The sequence below is a fragment of the Streptomyces montanisoli genome, assembly GCF_017813245.1.
GTDB classification, from domain to species: domain Bacteria; phylum Actinomycetota; class Actinomycetes; order Streptomycetales; family Streptomycetaceae; genus Streptomyces; species Streptomyces montanisoli.
Map to the genome: position 1 here is coordinate 48,720 of NZ_JAGIQL010000005.1, position 20,569 is coordinate 69,288.

Genomic DNA, 20,569 nt, shown 5'->3' on the forward strand with positions numbered 1-20,569 from the left:
CGGTGTTCGACGGGCCGGGAGCGGCTACTGCGCTCCCGGCCCGTCAGCGTGTCCGGCGCTGGAACAGCGCGGGGCGGGCAGGGGAACCGCCGATGAACCTGGCCGTGGTCTCGCGCGTACTTGCTCCAGGAAGTGTGCAGGAAGTGTGCAGGACGCCGAGGCGGCCGAGGCGACTGACGCGGGCCCCGGGACGCACGTCGAGCCGGTCGGCGCTGCGATCGAGCGCACCCGACCTCCGGCCGGGGCCGTTGCCGGTGGCGGCCAACGCCCTTGCGGGAAGCCGATGAAGCGATCTAGCGTCGTGCCGCAACCCATGACAACGATGTCCAAAGGACGGCGGTGGGAGCGATATGCCTGCGATGCAACCTTCAGCGACCCGCGTGACCCGCATCAGATCGACAGTACGGCGCATCAGGCACGGATGGGCGGCGGCCGCGCTCTGCATCGCTCTCGCAGCCGCGGGAACCGCCGCGGGCGCCGGCGCGAGTGCGAGCGCTGCCACGCAGCCGGCGACGGCCTCCGGCGCGATACCGGGAGCGGGAGCCGATCTGACGAAGCTGGTCAATCCGTTCATCGGGACAGAGAACGAGGGGCTGACCTTTCCCGCCGCGGGAGCACCGTTCGGTCTGGTGCAGGAGAGCCCGCTGATGAAGACGGCCGGTGGCACGGGGTGTGACAAGGAGTCCGCCGACACGGTCATCGGGTTCAGCCAGACGACGATCAACGGATGCCGGTTCAACTACCTGCCGATGATGCCCACCACCGGCGACGTGAGTTCGACCGACCCGGCGCGGTACGCGTCGACCTTCAGCCACGAGAACGAGACCACGGCACCTGACTACTACCGGACGAAGCTCGACAAGTACGGCGTGACCGCCGCGTTGACGGCGACCGCGCGGACCGGATGGCAGAAGTACACCTTCCCGCGGACGAGTCAGGCGAACGTGCTGTTCAACGCCGGCATCGGCGTGTCCGGTTCCGAGATACGCGTCGTCGGCGACAGGACGATCGAGGGGTGGGTCGAGGACTCCAAGAAGACCTACTTCGTCGCGCGGCTCAGCCGGCCGTTCGCGTCGTTCGGCACCTGGAAGGGCAGCGACCGGAGCCCGGGGTCTCGTGAGTCGGACGCCAAGGGATCCAACGGTGCGTGGGTGACCTTCGACACGACGAAGAACGACGCTCCTGTGGTCGCGAAAGTGGGTCTCTCCTTCACCGGACTCGCCGGCGCCCGCAAGAACCTCTCCGCGGAGACCGGCAAGCTCGGATTCGACTTCGACGCCGCGCACAAGGCACTGAAGAAGCAGTGGAACGCGATGTTCCACAAGGCCGCGGTCGGTGGTGGTACGCACGATCAGCAGGTCGCGTACTACACGGCGCTGTACCACTCCATGGTCGATCCCAACATGATCGGTGACGTCGACGGCCGCTATGTCGGAGCCGACAAGAAGCTGCACACCGCCGACGGCTACACCCCCTACAGCAACTTCTCCCTGTGGGACACGTACCGGACGCAGAACCAGCTCCTCGAGATGCTCGTCCCCAAGGTCGCGCACGACATCGACATGTCGATCATCGCGATCGCGAGGGAGGGCGGCGCGCTGCCGCGCTGGTACCTGGAGGACCAGGAGGGCAACATCATGACCGGTGACCCGGTCACGCCGTATCTGGTCGAGGGCTGGTCGAAGGGGCTGCTCAGGGGAGACGAGGCCCGCGAGGCGTACAAGTACCTCCGCGAGAACGCGACGGAGGTGCCGCCGGCCGAAGTCCGCGAGAACGGGCGCGCCGGTGTCGCGTACTACGAGGAACGGGGATACATCCCCTACGGCCTGAACATCACGTCGAACGCCGACTGCAAGGCGGGAACGTCGGGCAACTGCTGCCCGACCAAGTCGAACGACAACGACTGCTACTACGGTACGTCGGCCACACTGGAGTACGCGGCGGCCGACGCGTCGCTGGCGCTGATGGCGAAGGGGCTCGGTCACGGGGCCGACGCCGCGATGTTCGCCAAGCGCGGCCAGTCGTACATGAACCTCTACGACCGGCGGACCGGTCAGTTCCGTCCGCGCACCGCTGCCGACGGCACCTGGCTGACCCCCTACGATCCGGTCACGAGCGACCACGCGTTCCATGAGCAGAACGCGAGCCAGTACCAGTGGCTTGTACCCCAGGATCCGGCCGGGCTGGTCGACATGCTGGGTGGCAGGGACGCGACGACCAAACGGCTGAACGATTTCTTCGCCTACGACGACCTCCTCGCCGACCCCGCGGGGACCGCGCGCACGGCCTGGGTCAGTGACCCGTACAGCTACTACGACTCCACAAAATTCAACCCGAACAACGAACCGAACCTCATCGCGCCGTACATGTACGCGTGGACCGGCCGGCCCGGAAACACCGCGACCGTGGTCAAGGCCCAGGAGACCTTGTTCACGAACAGCCCCGGTGGCATCCCCGGCAATGACGACATGGGGGAGATGTCCTCCTGGTACGTCATGTCGTCGCTGGGGCTCTATCCCATAGCGGCCGGCGGCAACTTCGACGTCATCACCACTCCGCAGTTCCCGCACGCCCGAGTGCGGATCGGACACTACGGCAAGACACAGGGCGGGACGCTGACGATCTCGGCGCCGGGCAGCAGTATGGCGAAGCGTTACATCGCTGCCGCGACGGTGAACGGCAGGGCCTGGGACAAGGCATGGGTCGACCAGGCCGATATCGCCCACGGCGGCCACATCGAGTTCGCCCTGCGCACCAGGCCCACCGCATGGGCGACGGCCGCGAAGAACGTCCCGCCGTCGATCGACACAACGCCGAATCGGCAGCACCGGCTCAGCGCCGACGTCGGTCCCGACCAGGTCGTCATGGTGCCCACGGCGGGCCGCCCGTCGCAGCAGCAGATCGACCTGACGCTGCTGGCCACGTCCCCGCACACCGCGCGCATCGCCGTGACCGCGAAGGCTCCGAAGGGGTGGTCGGTGGCCCCGGCCCGCACGACGGCGACCGCCGCCTCGAACGGGCTCCCCGCCCAGGTCGACGACCGGTTGCGGATCACCGCGCCGGCCGGAACGACACCAGGCACCTACAAGGTCGCGGTCACCGCCAAGCTCCCCGGGGCCGCCGCGGTCAAGAAGACCGTCACCGTCGTGGTCCAGCATGCCGGGACCTGCGCGATCCGGACGAGCACCTCGTGCGCCGTCGACCTGAACTCCGCCTACAACAACGACGGCGTCGCCACGCTCGCTGCCCCGGACCAGGGCGACTTCGACGGCACGGGCCTGAGCTACGCCGCCGACCAGCTGCCCACTCCGGGACCTGTCACCCTCGGCGGGGTGACCTACCAGGCACCACCGACCGACGGCAGCAGCAAGAATTTCGTCAAGTCCACCGGCCAGGCAATCGCCCTTCCGCCCGGTGAGTACGACAGCCTCCACATCGTGGGCGCGTCCGACAACGGCAGTACCGGTGCCGCGTCGGCCACCGCCGTCGTCACCTACACCGACGGCAGCACCGCGACGGTTCCGCTCGAACTCACCGGCTGGGCGAACAGGACCACGGACTTCGGCAACGCCGTGGCCCTGAACACCGATTACCAACTCAAGGCCGGATCCGGAAAGACCACCACCAAGGCATCGCTCTACGAAACGACCATCCCACTGGAGCCCGGCAAACAGGTCCGGTCCCTCTCTCTCGCGAAACCGTCCGTGCCGGCATGGGTCGCGCCCGGGTCCGGAGGACTCGACTGGCAACGCGACAGCGACCTCGAGATCTACGCGATGACCTTGCAACACTGAACGCCACGAACGCCCCGGCCGCGCAGGTCCGCGGCGATCGACGGGATGCCCCGTGCCGGTGCACCGGCACGGGGCATCCCGCTCTGGGCGTCGCAGATCACGGGGCGCTGCTCAGCCGAGGGTCCACTGCTGGTTGTCGCCGCCGTTGCAGTTCCACAGTTCGAGACCCGCGCCGTTGGGGTTGGTGGCACCGGTGACGTCGAGGCACAGGCCGGACTGGACACCGGTGATGGTGCCGTTGGTGTTGCGGTTCCACTGCTGGTTGGTGCCACCGTTGCAGTCGTACATCTCGACGGGGGTGCCGGCGGTGGTCTGGTTGTCGTAGGCGTCGAAGCACTTGCCTTCCAGGACCAGCGTCTTGGACGACGTGTTGTACGTGACGTTCTGGTTGGGGCCGCCGTTGCAGTCCCAGACGGCGAGCTGGGTGGTGTTGTAGGTGGTGCCCTGCGGAGTGTCGACGCACCGGCCGGAGAGCTTGCTGACCATCCTCGCGCCGATGGTGCCGTGGCCGGCGGCCGGTGTGACCTTCAGCAGCCGGGATCCATGGCTGGGGATCGAGGCGGTGAAGGAGTTCGCGGAGGAGCCCAGGTCGGAGTGGCTCCAGTCGTCGTGGACGGTGGCGCTGCCGGTGAAGCCGAGGTCGGACCAGTCAGCGGTGACGTTGGCAGAGGATCCGCCCAGGTTGAACAGGCCGACGGCGTAGGTGCCGTCGCCGTTGTAGGCCCACCAGGTCTGCTGCTGCGCGCCCTGCTTCACGGGGTGGGCGGGGCGGCCGGCGCGGTCGACGGCGAGGACCTCGTCGTTGGTGAGCAGGGAGAGGTCGGCGGAGTCCATGTGGGTCAGGTCGGTGCCGAGGATGAGAGGGGCGGCCGAGATGGACCAGAGGGTCAGCTGGGTGCGGCGTTCGTCGGCGGTCAGTCCGTCGTTGGAGCCGTTGCCGACCTCGATGGAGTCCGGGTCGCCCCAGCCGCCGGGGCTGTCGTAGGCCACCCAGGCGGGTAGGTCGTTGAAGCGCTGGGAGACGTTGTTCCAGTTGGTGAGGGTGCTGCAGTAGCACTCGACGTCGCCGTCTATGCGCCACCCGTTGGAGTTGTTCTTCCACACGGCGGCGTTCTTGACGTCCAGGGAGTTGGAGAGCTGGAAGTGGATGGTGCGGCCTGACTGGTTGAGTGCCTGGGACCAGTGCTGGACGTCGGCGGTGTCGTCCGGACCGACGCCGTCCATCTTCAGGTAGTCCACGCCGTAGGAGGCCAGCAGGTCGGCCCACGAGTTGACGAACGCCTGGGCCGCGGCCGGGTTCTTGCCGTAGTCGATGAAGTACATCGAGCCGTCACCGAAGTTGTAGTTCTTCTCGTAGTGCGTGGTGTCGGAGACGATGTCCCTGGCGTGGTAGGACGTCCCTGCGATGGGGGTGTTCTGGTTGTACGCGGCCACCGGGATGCCCGGCGTGAGGTACATGCCGAACTTCTCGCCCTTGCCGTGCACGTAGTCCCCGACTGCCTTCATGCCGTGCGGGAACTTGCCGGTGTCCACCGCCCAGCGGCCGTAGGAGTCCACGGTGGTGCGGGGGTCGCGGATGTAGAAGTCGTCGATGTTGATGTAGTTGAAGCCGTGGCTGACCAGGCCGGTGGAGGCCATTGCGGCTGCCTGCGCCTCGATGTTCGCCTCGGTCGGGTTCTTCCTGATGAAGCTCCAGCTGCTCCAGCCGGACTGGGGGGCTATGGCGGCCCCGTTCCCTTCGGCGTGCGCGGCGGGCGCGACGGCCGCGTCCGCTCCGTACAGGAACGAGCCCAGCAGCGCGGCCGCGCCCAGCAGGCTCACCCACTCTCTGCGCCTGTACCTGCCCGTCCTGCTTGGCCGTTTCCGTGTTAAAGAGGTCATGGCGATGCCACTCCTTGCACGTCTGTGAGAGGGAGGGCGTGAGCCCTCCAACATCCGTGAGCGTTCGTGTTGCATAGTGATGGCCTTTGAGTGAACACGTCAATGCAAGCGACATGATCGAAAATATGCGAACACGGAGGGTTGGTCTGAACGGGCCTTTTGCGGCGCCGAGTTGGGTGCCCGGTTGCGCGGCCTTCTTGATCGGACTGTGTGTGAAGTTGTTTATTTGTCTTGGGGGTTGACTGGAAAAGCAACACGACAGCACACTGTGCACCATCTTCCGGGCGGTAGGTGGTGCGCTCCTCCGTCGAGCCGGCCCCCTCCTGTCTCTCCCTCGCGGCGAAGGATGAGTCGATGCGCCGAACAGCAAGACTTGCTCCCCTCTGGATCCTGGCGTTACTTGCCGCGCTGCTCGCGGTCGGCGCCGCCCCGGCCCAAGCGGCGAGTACGTCCATCACGGTGGACGGTACGCAGGGTGGCCGTACGTTCGACGGGATCGGCGCCATCAGCGGCGGCGGTGGCAACTCCCGACTGTTGAAGGACTATCCGGCGGCCGAGCAGTCGCAGATCCTGGACTACATGTTCAAGCCGGGCTATGGCGCGAACCTCCAGCTGCTGAAGCTGGAGATCGGTGGCGACGCCAACTCCACCGACGGTTCTGAGCCATCGGTCGAACACGCCAGGGGCACGGTCAACTGCGATGCGGGTTACGAGTTCTGGCTGGCCGAGCAGGCGAAGAAGCGCAATCCGAACATCGGTCTCTACGGTCTTGCGTGGGCCGCACCGGGCTGGATCAACGGTGGGTTCTGGTCCACCGACACCATCAACTACCTGATCACCTGGCTGGGTTGTGCCAAGCAGCACGGGCTGGACATCAAGTACCTGGGCGGCTGGAACGAACGCGGCCACGACGCCAACTGGTACGTCCAGCTGCGCTCCGCGTTGAACGACGCCGGCTACGGAAGTGTGCAGATCGTCGGTGACGACTCCGGCTGGAGCGTCGCGGACGACATGACCAGCAACTCCGCGTTCAACAACGCGGTCTCCATCGTCGGCGTGCACTACTCCTGCAACGGCGGTGACGGCGGCGACGCGACCTCCTGCCAGTCCACCCAGAACGGCCGGAACCTCGGCAAGCCGTTGTGGGACAGCGAGAACGGCTCGCAGGACATGAACGGCGGCGCCCCGGCGCTGATCCGGGCGATCACCCGCGGCTACACCGACGCGAGGTTCACCAGCTTCTTCAACTGGCCGCTGATCGCCTCGATCTACCCGAACCTTCCCTTCAGCACCGTCGGCCTGGCCACCGCCGGGTCACCGTGGTCGGGCCACTACACGATCGGCGCCAACACGTGGGCGACCGCGCAGGTCACCCAGTTCACCCAGCCGGGGTGGAAGTTCATCGACTCCGCGTCGGGCTACCTGGGCGGCTCGGAGTCCAACGGCAGCTACGTGACGCTGAAGTCGAACACCTCCACCGACTACTCCACGATCCTGGAGACGACGACCTCCAACTCCACCCAGACAGTGAACCTCACCGTCAAGGGCGGCCTGTCCACCGGCGCCGTCCACGTGTGGGCCACGAAGGTCAACTCGCCCAGCGACGCGACATCGTTCATCCACACCCAGGACATCACCCCCAGCAACGGGTCGTACTCGCTGACGATGCAGCCGGGGTACGTCTACACCGTCAGCACCCTGGGAGGCGCGGGCAAAGGGACCGCAACCCCGCCGGCCGCCCACTCCCTCGCCCTGCCCTACAACGACAACTTCGACAGCGACGCTAGCGGCACCGAGGCGAAGTATCTGTCCGACATGCAGGGCTCTTTCGAGGTCCAGCCCTGCACCGGCCGTTCCGGACAGTGCGTCCAGCAGATGGCGCCCGTCAAGCCGATCGAATGGCAGGACGACTCCGACTCCTATGCGCTCATCGGCGACACCGGCTGGTCGAACTACACCGTCAGCTCCGACGTACTGCTGCGCAGCTCCGGCACCACCGAGCTGCTGGGCCGGGCCAACACGCAACTGCGTCCGCAGTCGCACATGAACGCCTACTACTTCCGGATCAGGGACACCGGGCAGTGGTGGATCGAGAAGATGTACACCGACGGCTCCAACCACACCCTGGCCACCGGCACCACCACCGCTCTGGGCACCGGGGCGTGGCACAACCTCGCCTTCACCTTCCAGGGTTCCACGATCAGCGCCAAGGTCGACGGCCGGCAGGTCGGCTCGGTCACCGACACCTCCTTCACCTCAGGGCAGGCCGGGCTCGGCATCCAGGGCTACCGCACCGACCAGTTCGACAACCTCGCCATCACGCCGGGCTCGGGAAGCGCGGGCGGTACATCGACCGGGCAGGTCACCTCCGCCCTGAACACCGCGAAGTGCCTGGACGACTACACCGCCTCCACCACCCCCGGCGCCGTCGTCGACCTCTGGGACTGCAACGGCTCGCCCGCCCAGCAGTGGACCATCGGCAACAACTCGGTCACCATCAACGGCCTCTGCCTGGACGTCGTCGGCAACGCCACCGCCAACGGCTCACCGGTGGACCTGTGGAACTGCAACGGTGGCGGCAACCAGCGGTGGACCGTCAGTGACGGCACTCTGGTCAATCCCGTGTCGGGCCGCTGTCTCGATGTCCCCAAGCTCGCGACCGACAACGGGACCCCCCTCGAGATCTGGGACTGCAACGGCGGCGCCAACCAGAGATGGAACATCCCCGCCGCATCCTGAATCGGAAGCGGCCCCGGACGGACGGCCCACTACGCCGGGCACCCCACCCAACCAAGGAGCACTCATGAGCTATCGGAAAGCGGGGTTAGCCGCAGCAATGACGGCTGCTCTCAGCATCGGCGCCGCCCTGCCGGCGACCGCTGCCACCAACCAGGCTCCTGCCACCGCCAGGCAGGCCCCGGCCGCTGCTGCCCCCGCCTCACTGCGGGTGATGCCGCTGGGTGACTCGATCACCTGGGGCATCGGCAGCAGTACCGGAAACAGCTACCGCAGCGACCTGTGGAACGAGCTGTCCTCCGAGGGCCACGCACTGGACTTCGTCGGCACTCAGCGCAACGGCACCATGTCCGACCCGGACAACGAAGGCCACTCCGGCTGGCGCATCGACCAGATCGCCGGCATCGCCGACTCCGTGCTGGCCCACTACCGGCCCAATGTCATCACCCTGGAGATCGGCACCAACGACCTCAACCAGAACTACCAGGTATCCACCGCCACGGACCGGCTGCACGCGCTGATCGACCAGGTCACCGCCGACGCACCCGACGCCACGGTACTGGTCGGCACGCTCATCGTCTCGACGAACCCCACCGAGGAGCCCAACCGGCCCGCGTTCAACCAAGCGATCCCCGCCATCGTCCAGGCCGAACAGGCGGCCGGCAAGCATGTCCGTCTGGTGGACATGAGCGCCCTGACCACCGCCGACCTGTCCGACCAGCTGCACCCCAACGACGGCGGCTACCAGAAGATGGCCGATGCGTTCAACACAGGCATCCAGGAAGCCGACGACGCCGGCTGGATCAAGGCACCCGTCGCCACCAGCGGCGGCGGCGCCGTGCACTCGGGCATCTCTGGCAAATGCCTCGACGTCAACGGCGGCAACACCGCCAGCGGCACCGCCGCGCAGATCTGGTCCTGCAACAACACCAGCGCACAAACCTGGACCGCTTCCTCCGACGGCACGCTGCGTGCACTCGGCAAGTGTCTCGACGTGACCGGTGCGGGCACCGCGAACGGCAGCAAGGTCGAGATCTGGGACTGCAACGGCGGTGGCAACCAGCAGTGGCAGCCGTACAACGGCGGCTTCCGCAACCCCGCTTCGGGTCGCTGCCTGGACGATCCCGCGTCCTCCACGACCGACGGCACTCAGCTGGTGATCTGGGACTGCAACGGCGGTGCGAATCAGCAATGGTCCACCCCCTGATCGTGCGCCTTCCGTAACGTCCATGCCGTCCATCACCGCCTACGAGGACGACAACCAGCAGTAGGGAAGCGCATGATCCCCCCACATCACCTGAGACGATGGTCAGCCTGGATGACAGCCGCCCTGCTCGGCCTGATCCTGCTGATCCCGTCAGCATCCACCCGCGCGCAGGCTGCGCCGAGTCCGGCGGCCAGTAGCGTCTCGGTCCTCATGCAGTCCTATGATCCCGGTACCGGGCGCATCGGCAGTGACTGGTGGACCTCGGCGGTGTCCCTGAGCACCGTGATGACCTACCGCCAGGCCACCGGCGACACCCAGTACGACTACGTGATCTCCGGCGCGTACGCCAGGAACAGCGACTTCACCAACGACTACATCGACGACACCGGCTGGTGGAGTCTGGCCTGGCTCCAGGCCTACGACGTCACCGGCAACGCCGACTATCTGAACATGGCAAGGACCACCGCCAACTACGTGCACGACTACTGGGACACCCAGTGCGGTGGTGGCGTCTACTGGAGCACTGCCAAGACGTACAAGGCCTCCATCGCCAACGAACTCTTCCTCGCCGTCACCGCCGGACTGCACAACCGCATCCCCGGCGACACCACCTACCTCGGGTGGGCCGACCAGGAATGGAACTGGTTCAAGAACTCCGGCCTCATCAGCGGAAACCTCGTCCGCGACGGACTCGACGCCTCCGGTTGCGGATTCCACACCGCGAACTACACCTACAACCAGGGCGTCATCCTCCAAGGACTCGTCGAGCTGAACCGCGCCACCGGCGACGGCTCCCTGCTGAGCACGGCGGAGTCGATCGCCACCGCGGCCACGCAGCACTTCAACAAGGGCGGCGTCCTCTACGAGGGCTGCGAACCCGGCTGCGGCGGCGACGGCGGCGCCTTCAAGGGCATCTTCGCCCGCTACCTGCGGGCTCTGGCCACCGCCGCACGGACGGATCAGTACAACACCTTCCTGAGCACCACCGCCGACTCCATCCTCGCCAACGACACCAACGGCTCGGGCCAACAGGGCAACTCCTTCGTCGGGCCCTTCGCCCTGTGGAGCCCCACCACCCAGGCCAGCGCCGCCGCGACCCTCGTCGCCGCCAACGCCACCGCCACGTCCGGCACCACCGGGGTCCTGCGCGGGCAGCAGTCCGGCAAATGCGCGGACGTGCCCGGCGCCACCCGGACGGACGGCACCCGAATCGCGCTGTGGGACTGCAACGGCGGCACCAACCAGAGCTGGACCGCCACACCATCAGGCCGGCTGACCATCTACGGCACCAAGTGCCTGGACGTCGACGGCGCCGGCACGGCCGACGGCACCCCGGTACAGATCTGGGACTGCAACAACGGCAGCAACCAGCAGTGGACCGTCAACGGGGACGGCACGGTGGTCAATCCCGCCTCCGGCAAGTGCCTGGACGCCACCGGCAACGGCACGGCCAACGGCACCTTGCTGGAGATCTGGACCTGCAACGGCGGCGCCAACCAGAAGTGGGCCAGAACCTGACTCCAGACCGCTCTGCTGACGCGGCCCGCGGCCCTTCACCACCGGTGAACCACGGGCCGCCGACGCAGTGCGCGACGCAGCCGCCCGGGTCACGCCGTCTTCACGGGAAGCAGCAGGTAGGACGAGCGGTCGCCCCCCGTGTGGACGGTGTGCTGTCCGCTGTTGGCGGGGGTGTACTCGCGGATCGCGGGCATCATCGTGCCCAGGAGCGACCGGCCGCTGATGACGAGGCGGAGCTGCTCACCCGGGTGGAAGCCGAGTCCGATCGGGAGCAGGTCGATTTCGACGTCCACGACCTCACCGGGTGAGAGCTTCTCGACCCGGTCGAAGCTGTGGGCGGGGACGTCCACGGTGGACAGTGCGTCGTCCAGGTGGCGCATGGAGACGCGCAGGCGTCCGTCGGAGCCCTTGTACCGCAGGATCGAGGCACCTCGCTCGGTGACGTCCTGGACCAGGGCACCCTGATTGGGCACGGTGAACTGCTGCAACGGCGTCCCGTACGCGTCGAGCTTCTGGACGAGGAGGAACAGGTCCATGTCGTCGGAGCCCTTCGCCTCGACCCACAGATGCGCCTTCGGGTACCCGACCAGCACGGTCTCCTGGTCGAAGCGCGTCACGAACGACACCGTGTCCGGATTGGACCCGACGGTGTAGCCCGCCATCGCCTCGTCGGTGGGCGCTGTCGTGCCGAGGGTTCGTGATCGGCCGTCGAGGTAGTACTTGGTCGGCGTGACGTCGGCCGGCGGGAACCGGTCCGCCGGGATGTTCACCTGGTCGCCGCCTTCCAGGTCGAGGAGGGAGTAGCGCACGCGCGGCGTCTGCTCCCATCCGTTGTCCTCGCCCTTGAGGAAGCGGTCGAAGAACCGGCGCAGATCCTCCCTGTTCGCCTCGTCGTAGTAGTCGGGCCATTCCTGGCTGTTGTGGATGCGCAGCCACTTGTCCTGGGACGCCATCCGGCGCCAGGCCCGGAAGGTACCCGCGGTGTGCAGTGTGTTGGAGTAGCTTGCGACGACGTACGCGGGCACGGTGATCTTCTCGAACCGCGGGATCTTGTTCTCCCACAGGGTGTTCATCAGGGGATGGCGCTCGGCCTCCGCGATGATGTCCTCCTTGCGGTTGTTGCCGAAGAAGCTGTTGTCCCGCAGCTGCCGGGCGAAACCGGTGTCGGGCATGCCGCCGCGCATCACGAGGTCGCGGTAGACGTCGCTGACGCCTTCCCACGGGTTGATCGCCGCCAAGTGCGGCGGTTGTTCCGCCGCGGTGAACCACTGCGAGACCGCCAGGTAGGACGTGCCGCTCATCGCGACCTTGCCGCTGCACCAGTCCTGGACGCCCAGCCACTCGATCAGGTCGTGACAGTCCTCCCCCTCCTGCCTGTCCCACAGGACGCTGTCGCCCTCCGAGTCGGCCACGCCCCGGATGTCCGGGTTGCAGATGGCGTAGCCGTGCGCACACCAGTACGCCGGATCGGGGCCTTCGAACTTCTCCAGACCCGAAACGATTCCGTTGTCCAGCCCGACCATGCCGAAGATGCCCATCACGCTGGCGGACGTTCCCTGGCCCTTGCCGTAAGGGCTCCACGCCACGATGACCGGCACCCGTTCCGTTCCCGCAGGACGAAAGACATCGACGTGGATCGTGACGCCGTCACGCAGGGTTACCGGCACGTCCTTGTCGAAGACGATGTCGTCGGCCAGTGGTTTGAACGGCGGGGAGATGCGGAAGCCCGCCTCCAACGTGCGAGTGCCTGGCTCGAATCCGCTCAGGATCCCGTACCGGTCACCCGGCTCCAGCGGCTGAGACGGCATGAAAACCTTCTGGTCATCACTCATGGTGAACTCCTCGCATCTCGCCGTCCACGGACGGGCTCTGCCGACAACGCGAGCGTACGGGCATGAGACCTCATAACTCAACCAGTGTTGATATTGTGCGCGAGGTAGTTTCGGAGCATGACCGCTCACACGAGTCCCGCCACCGCCACCGCCACACGACGCGGACGGCGGCCGGGGACGAACACGACGCGACGGGCGATACTCGATGCGGCCAGAGTCCGGTTCGCGGCCGACGGCTTCACCGCGACCACGATCCGGAGAGTCGCGGCCGACGCCGGGGTCGACGCGTCGCTGGTGATGCAGTTCTTCCGGTCGAAGAGCGAGCTGTTCGCCGCCGTCATGTCCGTTCCCCCGAAAGCGTTGACTCGCTTCAGCGCCGCGTTCGAGGGAACGGACGAACATCTCGGAGAGCGCGTGGTCCGAGCCTTCCTCGAGGTGTGGGAGGGGGACGACACGAGCTCCGAGCCACTGATGGCGATGCTGCGGGGAGCCATCGTCAACGACCAGGCGAATGAGCAGCTACGCGAGTTCCTCCAGGAGCGGCTGCTCGTCGACGGCATCGCGTCGCGCGCCGTCGACAACGCGACACTCAGAGCGGGGATCGTGTCGTCGATGCTCGTCGGACTCGTGGTCGGACGAGGCATCGTCAGCGTCCCCACGCTCACCGGAGCAGACCGTGAGACCCTGATCTCGATCGTCGGGCCCGCTGTGCAAAGAGTGCTGGTCCCGCCGCCGACGGCCGAGCGACCCTGACTGCTGCCGTATGCGGATCGGCGTCAGCCGACCGGTGCTCGGCGGTGCGGGCGGCTCACGTGGAAGGGGAGCGGCGGCCGGGGCTGAGCAGGTAAGCGACCGCCATGTCGCCGAGTTCGTCGGCATACCGACGTCTGGCCGCCTCGTCGGCGGCGGGATCGGGCCGCAGGGAGTTGTGGAAGCACGCGCCGAGGATGGCGCGGGCCACGGTGTCCAGCGCTGCCTGCGGTTCGGAGCGGCGGATCTCGTGGGCGTAGGGGGCAGCCGCTTGCAGGAGGAGGCGATGAATCTCGGTGATGGTGCGGGCCCCGCGATCCACGGCACTCGTTCCCCGGAGCCGCAGCAGCTCGGGAAAGAGATTGCCGCTGCCGGCGAAGGACTCCAGCAACGCGTGAGAGAAGGCGCCCGTGACACCGGAGAGTGACGGCGCTGCCGCGCGCAGTCGATCGGCCACGTACTCCTCGCGCCGTTTCAGCATCCTCTCGGTCAGGGCGGTGATCAGCTGGTCCTTGTCTTCGAAACGCCGGTAGATCGTGCCGACCGAGACGCCGGCGCGCTTGGCGACACTCGTGATCGTCATCTCGTCCAGGCCGGTCGACGAAGCGATCTCCTCGGCCGCCTGCAGCACGCGAGCCAGTGTCGCGGCACTGCGAGCCTGCCGGGGCTCCCGGTACGGGGCTCGGCGATCTGGCTCATGGGTCATGTCCCGCATGGTATCGGCGACCCTCTCGTGACGGCCTTTGACAAGTCGCCGACCCTTCTGGGTATGCTCGAAATGTGAATGTGAGTTCGCGTTCATATTCTATGGAGGTACGAGAATGACCGACAACCAGACCTCGGCGCCCGTGGCCGTCACCCTCGTGTCAGGGCCCACCGGCCAAGGGGACATCGACGACTTCGAGTTGTTCTACGCCCGCCGTGCTCTGAGCCGCTTCAGGACGCGACTCGGGCGCCAGGGCCTGCTCGACCTCCTGGCCACCGACATCGAGGAAGGCAATGACTTCCTGCGGGAGTGTGCTCGCGCGTCCGACGGCGACTTCATGGCAGGCACGACGGTGCTCGCGGCGCGGGGCCTCGCTTCGGGCGAGTTCCTGGCCTGGATGGACGAGGCCTTCGCGGCGCACGGGGAGGCACTTCTCGCGGCACACCCTGAGCACTACGTGATGGCGCCGGGGGCCGATGGATCCTTCCATGTGGTGGAGAACATCGGCCCCCACGTCTGCTCCTTCTTCATGGGAGGCTGGGGAACGGGCGCGATGGCCTGGGCCGCGGACGCGGATGAGCTCCTCCCGGACGCGGAGTTTCCGCACAAGATGTCCTCGAACCTTTTCCTGGACGACGGTACGGTCGTCGGGCGGGCGCTCACTCAGTTCGGTGACACCATCGACGGTTTCACCGCAAGCCTCACTGTCTATGTGCCCACCTCATGCCCGCAGGGCGTCCTGGAGCATCATCTGCGGCACTACGCCGTCGAGTTCAGGAACTGGATCGTCGCCGCCGCGGCCGCGGCACGCGCCTGAGAGCGGAGAGTGCCGCCTATTTCCTTCCGATGGCCTTGAGGAATTCGATCTTTCCCGCCTCGCTGTGCTGGTGCAGCTTATTGAGTTGCATGTCCGGATTGTGCTCCTTGTTCGGCTCGGGCACCGAGGGGTTGCCGCTCCAGGACATCAGCCGGCAGACGCGCCGCTGAATGCGCCAGCCGTGTTCGGTGCGTACGAGTTCGTCGTCGTACCAGCCCGTCCCTTCCCAGGTGGGGCCCCCTTCCGCCGCTTCCCGCACCAGAAGCCAGTTGCCGTAGCTGAAGGCGTTCGCCTTGTCGCCGTCGAGGTGCACCAAGTGGCCCATCATCGTGTGCTGGTGACTGTCCAACGTCGCGTGGAACTCGGCAAAGGAGCGCTTGAAGTTCGCCAGGCCGGTCCAGGCTGCGCCGGCCGGGCCGAACTCCGCCACCACGTCTTCCGTGAAGACGCGGTCGAACAGCTCCCATTGATGGGCGTCAAGTGCGAGTGCGTACAGATTTATGATCTCGATGATTTCCGCTTTGTCGTGCTCACTCACTTTGGGCTCCTTGATTTGCCGCTTGTCATTTTGGCAGGTCGACTCTTCGGTCGATCATTTGTGGGCACGGAAGTCGTTGGCTGAACGACGCTCGTTTCCCACAACGGTGTTGCGCAACACCCCCAGCCGTTCCACCTCGACTTCAACGGTGTCCCCGGGCTGCAGCAACCGCGGGGGTGTGCGGCCGTAGCCGACGCCCGCCGGCGTGCCGGTCGCGAGGAGGTCGCCGGGCCGCAGGGACAGGGTGTGTGAGATCAGGGACAAGGTGTCTCCGACCGCGTAGATCATCTGATCGGTGCGGCCGTCCTGCATGGTCTCGCCGTTGACACGGGTCTGTAGCCGCAGGCCCTGCTTGAGGTCGCCGACTTCAACCGACGGGACCATGGGTCCTACAGGGCCTGACCGGTCTCCGTTCTTGCCCAGGATCCACTGCGTTGTCAGCTTCTGCGCTTTGCGTGAGGTCAGGTCGTTGAAGACCGAATAGCCGATGACCGATGCCAGCGCCTCGTCGGGGGAGGCGTCGACGAGCGGCGCTCCGACCCAGGCGATGACCTCACCCTCCCAGTCGAGACCTTCCTCGTTGGAAGGCACGGGGACTTCCGCACCGTCCACGGTCAGGGACTGGGTCCAGCGGGCGAAGAGGCTGGGATAGGGCGGCAGGTCCTGGCCCCGGTAACTACCCTCCGCCGCGTGCTCCAGGTAGTTGAGTCCGATACAGATGACACGTGCGTCGGGCAGTACCGGGGGGACTCGCTCGATCGACGTGATGGCGAGGGTCTCGCCGGCGGGCGGACGGGACAGGTGCCCCGCCGGGTCGGCCCAGAAGTCCGCGAGTGGAGCAATGACGGTGACTTCACCTGGTTGCTCGCCCAGTGCGGCGACTTCTATGCCGGAGCCGGCATGCAGCCGCCTGACACCCACGATTTTCATGTGTTTCCCTTCTGGTCTTCGAGAGTCGGCTGCGATACGGGCAGCTGCGCCGGTCAGCCGGTGTCGTCGGCATGTGAGCCGGTGTGGTCGTGGTCGAGGTGGTGCTGGATCAGCAGGTCGGTGCCGAAGTCGTTGGCGGGGTCGCGCCAGACGCTGTGCACGTGGTTGGCGTTGTCCTCGGCGTTGTCGAACTCGATCAGGGTGGCCGGGCCCTGGATCCGGAAGTAGTGCGGTTGCTCGATGGAGGTGCCGCCGGCCCAGGCGAAGCGCAGCTCGTCGACGCCGCCGGCGGCCGCGATGCGGTCCATCTCGAAACCGACCAGGCCCGGGCGGGCGCGTCCAACGAAATGGGCGAGCAGCGCGTCGAAGTGGTTGCGCTGGGCGGCCGAGAGGTCGCCGACCCGGATCCCGCGGGGGTGGGAACGGAAGTACGCCAGGGCCTCGCGGTCCTCGTCGGTGATCATCGCGTCACGGCGACCGACGCCGTGGTATGCGGGGTACTCGACCTCGCCCACGGTCGGGACGGTGCGGGTGACGAAGTCCGCCGGCGGCTTGGGGTGGATGACCGTCTGCTGTCGCTGGGAGCCGGTGAGGCTGTCGAGCAGGATGAAGGCCGTGTCCTCCTCCTCGCCGAGGATCCGGAAGGGGCCGAAGCGAGCGGGCTCGGCACCCAGCAGGAACGGGGTCGCGTTGACCAGGTCGCCGTCGACGACACTGAGGTTGACCGACACGTGGTGGCCGACCAGACGCCAGCCCCAGGTGGTGTCGGGCTGCGGTTGGCCGAAGAAGGTGAGGAAGTAGCCGCGTGCGTCCCGGAGCGTGGCCGCGACGTGACCGAACACGGGCTGGTTGAGCTCGCGAAGTACGTGCTCGTTGGCCATCACCTGGACCACGCGGGCGTAGGCAGGGATCGACATCGACTCGGCGATCAGCCGGTGTGCCAGCACCTCCTGCCGGCGGTCCAGCTCAGCGAGCGGAAGACCTGGCCGACCGGACTCGGGCAAAAAGTTCCAGCCCTTCCTGCCCGGGTCTTCGTGCGACAGCAGCACACGCGTGCGCTGATCGGCACTCAGCCCGTCGAAGAGCCCCATGGCCGCGAAGGTGATCGCCGTGGCGTCGAACGAACCGCCCGGTCGCGGCCTGTGCGCCTCCGGGAGATGACCGCTCGGGCCGGAGGGGTGTGCCGACGTCATGACGTTCCTTCCGCTGAGTCCGGCTGGAGTGCCCCGCGCAGCTGCGAGACGAAGCGTGGGATGTCGGTGTGCTCGCCGGCGGCGAACACGTAGAAGTCCGGCCGTGCCAGAAACGCCTCACATCCGTGTGCGGTGAACCAGCGCTCGTACGCGCCGTCGAGATCCTGGATCGGGCCCGCGCCCGACACGTCGGCGACCACACCACCGATCCGCCGGAACCAGGAGTGGCCCTCGGCGGAGAGCAATTCGGTGGGATCGCCGACGATGCTGATCAGTTGCCAACCCCCGCCGCCGACGATGTCGTCGAACAGGCCCACACAGTCGGCGTTTCGAATGCGTCCTTGCGGCGACAGCCGCCCCTCGGCGCCGCCGCTCGCGAGCGTGAGCGACGGTTCGCCCAGACGGGGATGCGGCGGCTCCCGGGTGCCGGCATCCGGATCGTGCGACCGCTGCGTCATCTCGGTGTCCCGGGCAGCCGCCCGGTCGACGTCGAGCTCGCAGATGACACGGCCGGCGGCCACCGCCTCGTCGATGATCTCCCGGACGTGCCCGGTGCGCTCCGGCCCGTACGTGTCGAGCACGGCAGGTGCCGCCAGGCCGCGGTGCACCATGGCCAGACGCCAGGCGAGCGCCCGGGCGTCCCGAATGCCCGAGCAGAGCCCCTGCCCGAGGAAGGGGGGCATGAGGTGGGCCGCGTCACCCGCCAGGAATACGTTCCCCCGGTTCCAGGCGTGCGCCCACCGCCCGCGGAAGGTGTAGACGGCGTGCCGTTCGAGCCGGGCGGTGTCCGGTGTCACGCCCCAGGGAGCCATGAGGCGCCAGGCCGTGCTGTCCCGGCCCAGTTCCTCCACCGTCATGTCCGCGCGGCGCATGAACTCGAACCGCCGCCGTCCCGGCCCGCTGTTGACCGCGGTGGCCGGCTGCGCCGGATCGCAGTACTGGGTGACGAAGGCACTCCACTTCTCCTCGACCAGCGGCCGGTAGTCCACCACCAGCCAGTCGGCCTCGAAGCCCGAGTCCCCGACCCCGATGCCGAGCCGAAAGCGGACGGAGCTGTTGGCGCCGTCGGCGCCGACGAGCCATCGCGACCGCACCCGTACGACCTCGGCCGGCTGGTGTGTGGGGGCCAGCTCGACGGTCACTTCCTCGTGGTGCTGGGCCATGGCCTGGAAAGTCCATCCGCGGTGCACGCTCACGCCCGGTGTCGCGGTCGCGAGCTCCTCAAGCACTGCTTCGAGATCGGGCTGGTGGAAGCCGTTGGTGTTTGCCCATCCGGACTCGGCGGTCCTGTTCCAGTCGATGGCCTGCAGCAGATCGCCCTCACCGTTACGGAACTCGTACCCGCCCCGATCGCCCTGAGACGCTTCAAACAGTCCGGCGTGCTCAGCCATGAGACCTGCGGCCTGGAGAACGCGCAGCGCCTCGTGGTCGATGGTGCACGCCCGCGGCAGCGGATACCGCTGCGGCCAGCGTTCCACGACGGTCACCCGCAAGCCGGCCTGCCCGAGGAAGATGGCGGTCAGCAGCCCGACGGGGCCGCCGCCCACGACCACGCAGTCGACCACAGGCCGGAAGGCGGTTGCTTCGGGAGGGGAGGTCACGGTCGGGTACTCCGGTCGTGTCGTGTCGGACGTCGGAAGCGACTGTCGTCGGGCAGCAGGACGCACTTGGCGTGCGGTGAGGCCGTTTGCGCGCGCCATGCCGAGGGGAGTTCCTCGAGCGGGAAGGTGTGGACGGAGAGTTGGAGCTGATCGCGGCCGAGGGCGGTCCATAGCCAGGTCAGTGCTGTTCGCTTGTCCGCGAGCGGGGTGTGCAGCCCGGCGAATCCGGACAGGACGAGCTGCTTGCCGCGCAGCAGTCCGGCCGGCACCTGCGCGGTCGCACCGGCCGCGTTGCCGACGTTGACCACCCGGGCCCGCGGCGCGCACATGCGCAGTGCCGCCTCCAAAGGCACTCCGTACAGGCCGTCGAGGACGACATCCACCGGACCGGTCGCGGTCAGGAGCCGTGCCGCCAGCGCGTCGGCCCCTTCGCCCGCGTGCACGGCGACGACCGCGTCCGCGCCGAGGGTGAGCAGCCGCTCCAGCGCCGCGGGGTCGCGGGCGACGCCGACCACGCGTTTCGCTCCGCTGCGGTGGGCCACTTGGACAGCCAGCTGCCCGACCGCGCCGGTGGCTCCCAGCACCAGCACTGTCTCGCCGGGACGCAGCCCGGCCTCCTCGATCAGTGGCATGAACGCCGCCGTACCGGAGTTGCCGACCGCCGCGGCCTGCACCGGATCGAGGCCGTCCGGCAGCGGCAGTACGTCGTCGTCGGCGACGATCACTCGCGCCGCGAAGCTGCCCGGGGTCGCCGGCGAGGCGTGGGACTCGGCATAGACCCAGGAGTCGCGCGGATGGCGGTCGGAGTCGAGCACGACGCCCACACACTCGCTGCCCGGCACGTAGGGGGCTTCATGGCGGGCCGAATGGAACGTCCCCGAGGCGATGGCCAGGTCCAGCGGGTTCAACGGCGCCGCGATCACCGTCAGCAGCGTGCTGCCGGCCGGCCGCGCCGGCAGCACGACCGAGCCCAGCCGCGGGTCCGCACCCGGGGCATCGACGAATCCCGCCGGGACAGCGCCGTCGAGCGCTTGACGGTCGGGCCCATTGTTTCGCGTCTGCATGC

General features: G+C 67.6%; 14 protein-coding genes. 6 read left to right on the top strand and 8 right to left on the bottom strand.

Going from position 1 to position 20,569, the window contains the following annotated elements; all coding sequences use genetic code 11:
• Positions 1–380 precede the first annotated feature (380 nt).
• Positions 381–3,794: a GH92 family glycosyl hydrolase gene (locus JFN87_RS02770; protein WP_307865270.1), complete on the top strand. Its 3,414-nt coding sequence runs from the start codon at positions 381–383 to the stop codon at positions 3,792–3,794.
• Between the two features lie 111 nt (positions 3,795–3,905).
• Here JFN87_RS02770 and JFN87_RS02775 read toward each other — a convergent pair whose 3' ends face one another.
• On the bottom strand, positions 3,906–5,615 hold the full coding sequence (locus JFN87_RS02775) for a glycoside hydrolase family 27 protein (protein ID WP_209338209.1): 1,710 nt from the start codon (positions 5,613–5,615) through the stop codon (positions 3,906–3,908).
• A 414-nt stretch (positions 5,616–6,029) separates the two neighbouring features.
• On the opposite strand from JFN87_RS02775, the gene JFN87_RS02780 reads away from it, so the two are divergent.
• The 3 genes from JFN87_RS02780 (at position 6,030) to JFN87_RS02790 (ending at position 11,136) form a co-directional block, all read left to right on the top strand.
• Positions 6,030–8,414 (top strand): RICIN domain-containing protein, encoded by a 2,385-nt coding sequence (locus JFN87_RS02780; protein ID WP_209338210.1) that lies wholly within the window; start codon positions 6,030–6,032, stop codon positions 8,412–8,414.
• A 97-nt stretch (positions 8,415–8,511) separates the two neighbouring features.
• Positions 8,512–9,618: an SGNH/GDSL hydrolase family protein gene (locus JFN87_RS02785; protein WP_245178625.1), complete on the top strand. Its 1,107-nt coding sequence runs from the start codon at positions 8,512–8,514 to the stop codon at positions 9,616–9,618.
• 111 nt (positions 9,619–9,729) lie between these two features.
• Positions 9,730–11,136 (top strand): glycoside hydrolase family 76 protein, encoded by a 1,407-nt coding sequence (locus JFN87_RS02790; protein WP_209338212.1) that lies wholly within the window; start codon positions 9,730–9,732, stop codon positions 11,134–11,136.
• Positions 11,137–11,225: 89 nt separating this feature from the next.
• Here the strand turns inward: JFN87_RS02790 and JFN87_RS02795 are convergent, their stop codons facing one another.
• Positions 11,226–12,968 carry a CocE/NonD family hydrolase gene (locus JFN87_RS02795; RefSeq protein ID WP_209338213.1) on the bottom strand — a complete coding sequence of 581 codons (1,743 nt, stop codon included), beginning with the start codon at positions 12,966–12,968 and terminating at the stop codon, positions 11,226–11,228.
• 117 nt (positions 12,969–13,085) lie between these two features.
• Between JFN87_RS02795 and JFN87_RS02800 the strand changes: the two genes are divergently transcribed.
• Entirely contained in the window at positions 13,086–13,721 is a 636-nt protein-coding gene (locus JFN87_RS02800) for a TetR/AcrR family transcriptional regulator (protein ID WP_209338214.1), read from the top strand.
• Between the two features lie 55 nt (positions 13,722–13,776).
• Here JFN87_RS02800 and JFN87_RS02805 read toward each other — a convergent pair whose 3' ends face one another.
• A complete protein-coding gene (locus JFN87_RS02805) occupies positions 13,777–14,349 on the bottom strand; it encodes a TetR/AcrR family transcriptional regulator (protein ID WP_307865271.1) in 573 nt (190 codons plus the stop codon).
• 190 nt (positions 14,350–14,539) lie between these two features.
• On the opposite strand from JFN87_RS02805, the gene JFN87_RS02810 reads away from it, so the two are divergent.
• Positions 14,540–15,241: a hypothetical protein gene (locus JFN87_RS02810; protein WP_209338216.1), complete on the top strand. Its 702-nt coding sequence runs from the start codon at positions 14,540–14,542 to the stop codon at positions 15,239–15,241.
• A gap of 16 nt (positions 15,242–15,257) precedes the next feature.
• On the opposite strand, the gene JFN87_RS02815 is transcribed toward JFN87_RS02810, so the two are convergent.
• Genes JFN87_RS02815 through JFN87_RS02835 form a run of 5 tightly spaced genes read right to left on the bottom strand, consistent with a single transcriptional unit; the run spans position 15,258 to position 20,567 of the window.
• Positions 15,258–15,779 (bottom strand): nuclear transport factor 2 family protein, encoded by a 522-nt coding sequence (locus JFN87_RS02815; RefSeq protein ID WP_209338217.1) that lies wholly within the window; start codon positions 15,777–15,779, stop codon positions 15,258–15,260.
• Positions 15,780–15,833: 54 nt separating this feature from the next.
• On the bottom strand, positions 15,834–16,709 hold the full coding sequence (locus JFN87_RS02820) for a fumarylacetoacetate hydrolase family protein (protein ID WP_209338218.1): 876 nt from the start codon (positions 16,707–16,709) through the stop codon (positions 15,834–15,836).
• A gap of 53 nt (positions 16,710–16,762) precedes the next feature.
• A complete protein-coding gene (locus JFN87_RS02825; RefSeq protein WP_209338219.1) occupies positions 16,763–17,902 on the bottom strand; it encodes a DUF3500 domain-containing protein in 1,140 nt (379 codons plus the stop codon).
• Positions 17,899–19,503: a bifunctional 3-(3-hydroxy-phenyl)propionate/3-hydroxycinnamic acid hydroxylase MhpA gene (gene mhpA, locus JFN87_RS02830; protein WP_209338220.1), complete on the bottom strand. Its 1,605-nt coding sequence runs from the start codon at positions 19,501–19,503 to the stop codon at positions 17,899–17,901. Before mhpA ends, JFN87_RS02825 begins: the two co-directional genes overlap by 4 nt.
• The gene (locus JFN87_RS02835; protein WP_209338221.1) at positions 19,500–20,567 is read right to left on the bottom strand and encodes a quinone oxidoreductase family protein; all 1,068 of its coding nucleotides are present in this window, start codon (positions 20,565–20,567) and stop codon (positions 19,500–19,502) included. Before JFN87_RS02835 ends, mhpA begins: the two co-directional genes overlap by 4 nt.
• Positions 20,568–20,569 lie beyond the last annotated feature (2 nt).

Coding starts and splice junctions, on each gene's coding strand:
- JFN87_RS02780 (WP_209338210.1), top strand. CDS start 6,030: ATGCGCCGAACAGCAAGACTTGCTCCCCTCTGGATCCTGGCGTTACTT.
- JFN87_RS02785 (WP_245178625.1), top strand. CDS start 8,512: ATGACGGCTGCTCTCAGCATCGGCGCCGCCCTGCCGGCGACCGCTGCC.
- JFN87_RS02790 (WP_209338212.1), top strand. CDS start 9,730: ATGACAGCCGCCCTGCTCGGCCTGATCCTGCTGATCCCGTCAGCATCC.
- JFN87_RS02795 (WP_209338213.1), bottom strand. CDS start 12,968: ATGAGTGATGACCAGAAGGTTTTCATGCCGTCTCAGCCGCTGGAGCCG.
- JFN87_RS02800 (WP_209338214.1), top strand. CDS start 13,086: ATGACCGCTCACACGAGTCCCGCCACCGCCACCGCCACACGACGCGGA.
- JFN87_RS02810 (WP_209338216.1), top strand. CDS start 14,540: ATGACCGACAACCAGACCTCGGCGCCCGTGGCCGTCACCCTCGTGTCA.
- JFN87_RS02820 (WP_209338218.1), bottom strand. CDS start 16,709: ATGAAAATCGTGGGTGTCAGGCGGCTGCATGCCGGCTCCGGCATAGAA.
- JFN87_RS02825 (WP_209338219.1), bottom strand. CDS start 17,902: ATGACGTCGGCACACCCCTCCGGCCCGAGCGGTCATCTCCCGGAGGCG.
- JFN87_RS02835 (WP_209338221.1), bottom strand. CDS start 20,567: ATGCAGACGCGAAACAATGGGCCCGACCGTCAAGCGCTCGACGGCGCT.